Below are 3,166 nucleotides of genomic sequence, written 5' to 3' on the forward strand. Positions count from 1 at the left end.
CGTCGGGCGTTGGCGACGTCCTGGTACATGGAGGAATAATTGGCGGCGGTGGCCTGGATCACCCGCTCGACTTCGCTGTGCAAGTCCTGTGCAGCCGCAGGCTGGCCACAGCGCTCCAGCAGTTCGGCCAGTTCGGCGCAGAGCGTGGCGACCTCGCAGTGGTGGGCGCTCAAACCGCCGTTGCGGCAGTGGTACAACACGGTCAGTGGGTTGATGGCGCAATTGAGCGCGAGCTTGCGCCACAGGCGCGTCAGGATATCGGTGGCCCATTCATGGGGGATGCCTGCCGCTTGCAAATCATCCAGCCACAGCGGCGGGGTGGGATGGCTCGCGTCCCCCAGCCAGGTGTAGCCATGGCCGGCAAATACCACCCGCCAATCGCCATCGCGAAATGCGCCCTCGGTGCTGGAGGCAAAGATGCAGCGCGCCGACGGCCATTGCGCAGCCACGGCGTCCTGGCTGCCGAGGCCGTTTTGCAGCAGGATCAATTCGGCGTCCGGCGCCAGTCGATGCTGCAACTGTGCGATGGCGCTTTGAGCGTCGTAGGCTTTGCACGCTACCAGCAGACGCCGAATCGGCTCCGAGCTATCAGGCGTTTCGCCGATGACCGGATAAGTCTGTTTCCACGCCGTGCTCCACCAGGGTCAGCCCTTTGCCTGCGCGATAGCTGGCCAGGCGCGCCTGGTTACGCAGGATCAGCCTGACGGGCACCCCCGCGCGTGCCAGCCGCGTGGCCCAGAGGGTGCCCAGGCTGCCAGCGCCAAGAATATGCCAGGGGGTCGACATCAGTGTGTACTCCATAAGGTCGCCAGCGGTGAACGGCGCGAAAGAACCGCTATAATGCCCCGGCATTTTTAGCTCGGGCGCGCTCCATCTCTACTGAGCCCGCCCCTTATATTGGAGAAATCACATGCCTTCGTTCGACGTGGTATCTGAACTGGACAAACACGAAGTCACCAACGCCGTCGAGAACGCCGTCAAGGAACTGGACCGTCGCTATGACTTGAAAGGCAAGGGCAGCTTCGAATTCAAGGAAAAGGAACTGACCGTCAACCTGACCGCTGAAGCCGATTTCCAGCTGGAAGCGATGATCGAGATCCTCAAGCTGGCCCTGGTCAAGCGCAAGATCGACGTGCAATGTCTGGAAGTCAAAGATGCCTACGCCTCCGGCAAGCTGATGAAGCAGGAAGCCGTGCTCAAGGAAGGCATCGACAAAGAGCTGGCCAAGAAGATCGTGGCGCATATCAAGGACGCCAAGCTCAAAGTCCAGGCCGCCATCCAGGGCGAGCAGGTTCGCGTCACCGGCAAGAAGCGTGATGACCTGCAAGAGGCTATCGCAGCTCTGCGCGCCAAGACTTTCGACATGCCGCTGCAGTTCAATAACTTCCGCGACTGATGGCACTTTGGGGAACCTGTGGGCACTTTTGACGTCCCACGCCCCAGCAGCAGTGCCTACAATTGAGCCCTTCGGGGCTCAATTGCGTTTTCAGGCAGTCAATACAGCCTTATCGCCGCACAACAGGAGAAAGTAGATGGATTTGAACGCTGAAATGGATCACCTGATCAAGACCTCCCAGTCTTGGCTCCCCATGATCATGGAATACGGCAGCCGCGTATTGCTGGCGTTGGTCACCCTGGCCATCGGCTGGTGGCTGATCAACGTCTTGACTCACCGCGTGGGCCGTCTGCTGGCCATGCGTAACGCAGACTTGGCACTGCAACACTTCATCACCAGCCTTGCGAACATCGCGCTCAAAGTCATGCTGGTGGTCAACGTGGCCTCGATGATCGGTGTGGCAACCACCTCGTTCGTTGCGGCGATCGGTGCCGCTACCCTGGCTATCGGCCTGGCCTTGCAAGGCAGCCTGGCGAACTTTGCCGGCGGCGTGTTGATTCTGTTGKTTCCGCCCGTTCCGTATCGGTGACTGGATCGAAGCCCAGGGTACCTCGGGTACCGTCGACAGCATCCAGATCTTCCACACGGTGCTGCGTACCGGCGACAACAAGACGGTGATCATTCCCAACGGCAGCCTGTCCAACGGCCTTATCACCAACACCAACCGCCAGCCGACCCGCAAGGTCGTGTTTGACGTGGGTGTGGACTATGAGGCGGACCTGCAAAAGGCCCGTGAAGTATTGCTGGCTCTGGCCGAAGACCCGCGTGTACTGAAGGACCCTGCCGCCGTGGCGGTGGTGTCGACCTTGGGCGACAGTTCCATCACCGTCTCCCTGCGTTGCTGGACCAACACTCCGGATTATTGGGACGTGATGTTTATGCTCAATGAACTGGCGCGTGACCGTTTGAAAGCGGCCGGGATTGATATTCCGTTTCCGCAACGGGTTATTCGGGTGATGCAGGAAAGTGCGCCGAAGTAACTTGGCGCGATGCTATCGAAGTTGGCCGAAAGGTCAGCTTTAGAAAAAACTAGTTACTTAGCTTGCTAGTTGTTTTGTTGGTTGAAGTAAAACTGCAATAAAAAAGCCGCTCCCTGTTTAAACAGAGGAGCGGCTTTTTGTTTAAGGCCGAGGCCTCAAGTCATCGTTGTAATTGAACCGGCAATTACAAGATGTTCAGCGGGTAGTTGGCGATCAGACGCAGCTCGTCGATCGACGGCGAACCGTAGTACACGCCATCACCGGAACGGTAAGTCGCTTGACGCAGGCGCAGGCTCAGGTTTTTCGCCGGGCCGCTCTGGATCACGTACTTGGCTTCGATGTCGCGTTCCCACTCTTTGCCGTTCGAGGTGGTGCCGGTGTTGGCGCCGCTACCGGTGACGTAACGGGTCATGAAGCTCAGGCCCGGAATGCCAAAGGTCGCCATGTTGATGTCATAACGCGCCTGGTAGGACTTTTCGCCTTCGGCGTTGAAGTCGGAACGGGCGATGGAGTTGGCCAGGAACACAGTGCCGCCGCCGTCTACGCCGTAACCGTAGTCGCCGTCACCGGTGACTTTCTGGGCTGCCAGGGTGAAGGTGTGAGCACCGATGGTGTACGCACCCTGCAAGCTGAAGGCGCGGTTGTCGAGCTTGGTCACGCCATCTTTCTCTGCGCGTTGCAGGCCGGCGCCGTCGCTCTTGGTGTCGTAGATGTTGAAGTCCAGGGCGAACGACTGATCATCGCTCAGGGCGTGGGTCCAGTTCAGGTTGCTGTAGTACTTGCGGAAGTA

At 59.1% G+C, this 3,166-nt stretch carries 2 protein-coding genes and 2 pseudogenes; 2 read left to right on the forward strand and 2 right to left on the reverse strand.

The features are described from left to right. A pseudogene (locus tag DQ405_RS26305) lies at nucleotides 1-786 on the reverse strand (putative 2-dehydropantoate 2-reductase); the annotation flags it as partial. A gap of 124 nt (nucleotides 787-910) precedes the next feature. Between DQ405_RS26305 and DQ405_RS26310 the strand changes: the two are divergent. Next, complete coding sequence (locus tag DQ405_RS26310) at nucleotides 911-1,396, forward strand: YajQ family cyclic di-GMP-binding protein (protein ID WP_003193880.1); 486 nt, start codon at nucleotides 911-913, stop codon at nucleotides 1,394-1,396. A gap of 136 nt (nucleotides 1,397-1,532) precedes the next feature. Continuing rightward, a pseudogene (locus tag DQ405_RS26315) lies at nucleotides 1,533-2,376 on the forward strand (mechanosensitive ion channel family protein). Between the two features lie 184 nt (nucleotides 2,377-2,560). Here the strand turns inward: DQ405_RS26315 and DQ405_RS26320 are convergent. Continuing rightward, nucleotides 2,561-3,166: OprD family outer membrane porin (locus DQ405_RS26320; RefSeq protein WP_168426469.1), on the reverse strand; the 606-nt coding region annotated here is incomplete at its 5' end.

Source organism: Pseudomonas sp. SST3 (assembly GCF_003325755.1).